The sequence below is a fragment of the Vibrio sp. V42_P2S4T144 genome, from assembly GCF_009904715.1.
Lineage (GTDB): Bacteria > Pseudomonadota > Gammaproteobacteria > Enterobacterales > Vibrionaceae > Vibrio > Vibrio alginolyticus.
In genome coordinates this window covers 1-2610 of record NZ_WXWS01000137.1, presented here as the reverse complement: position 1 = coordinate 2610, position 2610 = coordinate 1, and the positions used below count along the sequence as shown (strand labels likewise).

4 protein-coding genes and 1 pseudogene are annotated in these 2610 nt (G+C 42.1%); 3 read left to right on the top strand and 2 right to left on the bottom strand.

All coding sequences use genetic code 11. The annotated features are described in order from the left end of the window. The first annotated feature begins 69 nt into the window (after window positions 1-69). The 3 genes from CAG68_RS04525 to CAG68_RS04515 all read left to right on the top strand — a co-directional run bounded on the left by CAG68_RS04525 (window position 70) and on the right by CAG68_RS04515 (window position 1845). Window positions 70-588 (top strand): DUF4136 domain-containing protein, encoded by a 519-nt coding sequence (locus CAG68_RS04525; RefSeq protein ID WP_005382627.1) that lies wholly within the window; start codon window positions 70-72, stop codon window positions 586-588. Between the two features lie 87 nt (window positions 589-675). Further along, entirely contained in the window at window positions 676-1113 is a 438-nt protein-coding gene (locus CAG68_RS04520) for a hypothetical protein (RefSeq protein ID WP_231970757.1), read from the top strand. Window positions 1114-1164: 51 nt separating this feature from the next. Further along, window positions 1165-1845 (top strand): DedA family protein, encoded by a 681-nt coding sequence (locus CAG68_RS04515; RefSeq protein ID WP_017820317.1) that lies wholly within the window; start codon window positions 1165-1167, stop codon window positions 1843-1845. Between the two features lie 124 nt (window positions 1846-1969). Here CAG68_RS04515 and CAG68_RS04510 read toward each other — a convergent pair whose 3' ends face one another. Both CAG68_RS04510 and CAG68_RS04505 read right to left on the bottom strand, forming a co-directional pair. After that, window positions 1970-2293 carry a hypothetical protein gene (locus CAG68_RS04510; RefSeq protein WP_042522561.1) on the bottom strand — a complete coding sequence of 108 codons (324 nt, stop codon included), beginning with the start codon at window positions 2291-2293 and terminating at the stop codon, window positions 1970-1972. Window positions 2294-2379: 86 nt separating this feature from the next. Beyond that, window positions 2380-2610 (bottom strand): annotated as a pseudogene (locus tag CAG68_RS04505) (hypothetical protein); the annotation flags it as partial.

The following is a 2610-nucleotide window of genomic DNA, read 5'->3' as shown; positions in this document are numbered from 1 at the left end:
CTGTTGATGCGTATGTATAGCACAGGGTAATTCTGCTGAAACAGTCAGCTTAACCAAAGGAGATTTAACATGATGAGAGGTTTGATATTAGGGCTGGTGGTGATGCTGGTATCTGCTTGTACTACCGTTACAACCGATGTAGATAAACAAGCCGACTTTTCAGCTTACAGAACGTTTGACTTCGGTGCTCAGGCGGAAGCTCCTACCAGTATTGATGGTCGACGTATTGAGCAAGGGCTTGCTGAACAGCTTGAGGGTAAGGGTTTAATTAAGGTAAATAGTGGCGGTGACCTTTACGTACATCATGATATCGTAGAAGAATCCGAGCTTGTTTCTTCAGGATCGTCGGTGAGCTTTGGCTATGGCTGGAATAGCTTTGGTGTGATCACTTCAAGCCCAGAAAGATATAAAGAACGTAAGTATGGGAAGTTGGTGGTTGAACTGGTTGATGCAAAGGCTAATCAAGTCGTTTGGAAAGGCGTTTCAAGTCGTAAACTGTCTGAGTCAATGAGCTCTGAGAAACGAGAATCTCTCATCCAAGAAGAAATCGCGAAGATGTTTGAAAGCTACCCTTACGGTGAAAAATAATTAGTATTCTTAACGATTAAGAATACTAATTGCCAATAGTTACGCACAGGGTTAAAAGAACTTATTATTTTGGTTTTGGTTACCTTTGTGCGTACGATTCTGATTGCTTTACTCGGACTACTTTTCTGCTTGTTGGCTCCGAGCATGAGCCTGGCGCACTCACACCCAAATTTTCTTTCCTTTCATAACCAGAATATCGCTGTTGACGCTAAGTCGAAGCACTTTTCAGAACATCCTATCTATCCAATACAACAAGACTATCCGAGTTTAAACAGCCGGAATATATTGAGGGTTATCCATGCTAAGGAAATGAGCTCGAACGACGATGTAGAACCCGAATGGTTTGAAATGCTTGATGTAGCATGGTGGGCACATCGTTCGGCAATTTACTCGATGAAGTGGCTAAAACGCATCGGCATTGAGACTTTAGGTTGTTGTATTGAAAGTATTTTTACTCACTCTAAATACAGAATCGGCGTGAGAAAAGAATCGAATTTCATATACCGCTTTATACATGCTCGCTAACACATTCCATGTTTTTGCAACTTTTTGGTTAATTATGCTTAGGAGCGGTTTATGTTTGATTCGATCATTCAGGTCTTGAGTGCTTTTTGGCATCAAGATTTCACGGCGTTAATGGCGCCAGGCAGTGCAGGTTTGGTTTATTTTGTTGTTGCAGTGATTATCTTTTTGGAAAGTGGTTTTATTCCTGCTGCACCTTTCCCATGCGACAGTGTCGTCGTATTATCCGGTACGCTGGCGGCGGTTGGCGTCCTTGACCCAATTATGATCATGTTGGTGATAGCTGTTAGTGCGGGGTTGGGAAGTTGGGCGGCTTATTTACAAGGCAAGTGGCTAAATCGCTTACCTAAGGTCCAAGGCTGGGTGAGTGCGGTTCCTCAAAAGCGTTTGGAACAGGTCGACGTGTTACTCAGTAAACATGGATTGATTGCGCTTTTGTGCGCGCGGTTTATTCCGGTTGTTCGTTCCCTATTGCCATTAATGATGGGGTTGCGAGTGAAACGTATTAGTAAATTCCATTACTTTGCGTGGCTGAGTGCGATTTTATGGACGCTGATATTATGCGGTTTTGGTTCATTACTTCCTTTGCTACCGGAAAATATGAGCAAAGCAATCACAATGCTATTAATGGCGGCACCAATAATTACTCTTGTGATTGGAGTGCTTAGTTTCTTGTTTGTTAAAGCACGTCGAGCGTTCTGTAAACCCAAGGATGTGTCTGAGTTTTCTCAGTAAGTTTACTTGATTTGCACTTTTAAGCTTGTATGCAGATTAGACATCTAATCGACAGGTTTTTGTCAGTAAAAAGAAAGGCGCAATGTATGCGCCTTTCTTTTTGAGTGTCGTTAGGGTTTCGAATTTAATAGCCAATGCTATATAGGTATTCGCCAACTTCTTTGCACTGAGACTTGTAGATGTTCTCTACTTCAGACTCATTCTTATCTGCTGCTTTAAATTCAAGTTCGGCAGACGATAGCTGGTCAAAGCTGTAGTCTCTCTCAGACATTAAGTAGTGTCTGAACATCGCTCTGTGTTCCGGAACTGCAATACGTGCGTTAGAAACGTTGGCACACTCTAACAGAGTGTCGTTACTCATTTCTTCTGGCTTAGTTTCTGTGTTTGCAAAGGTTGAGCCCGCTGAAAATAGTAATGCTAGTGCGATGGTTGTAGCGATTCTTGTCATTATATGGACCTCAAATTGGTTCTAGTAACAATGAGCATATTGGCTCTTATCGTTACATTTTCGTGTTCTCTGTATGTCATAAAAAGTTAAACAACAGAGAAGGCGTTGCGACCATGAGTAAAGACGTACATTAAGTTCGCTTCCTTTCTTCCTGAGAGGCGATAAAGAGAGCGTTGACTCATGAGTCCGCCATAACTGTCTAGAGGTAAGCGAGATGCTTGTTTTGCCAACTCCAGTAGTGGTGGAGAAGAGAAAGCAATAAGTAAAAAATAATCAGGAGTAAAATCTGATGATAAAACGCCATCAGTAGCTGATGT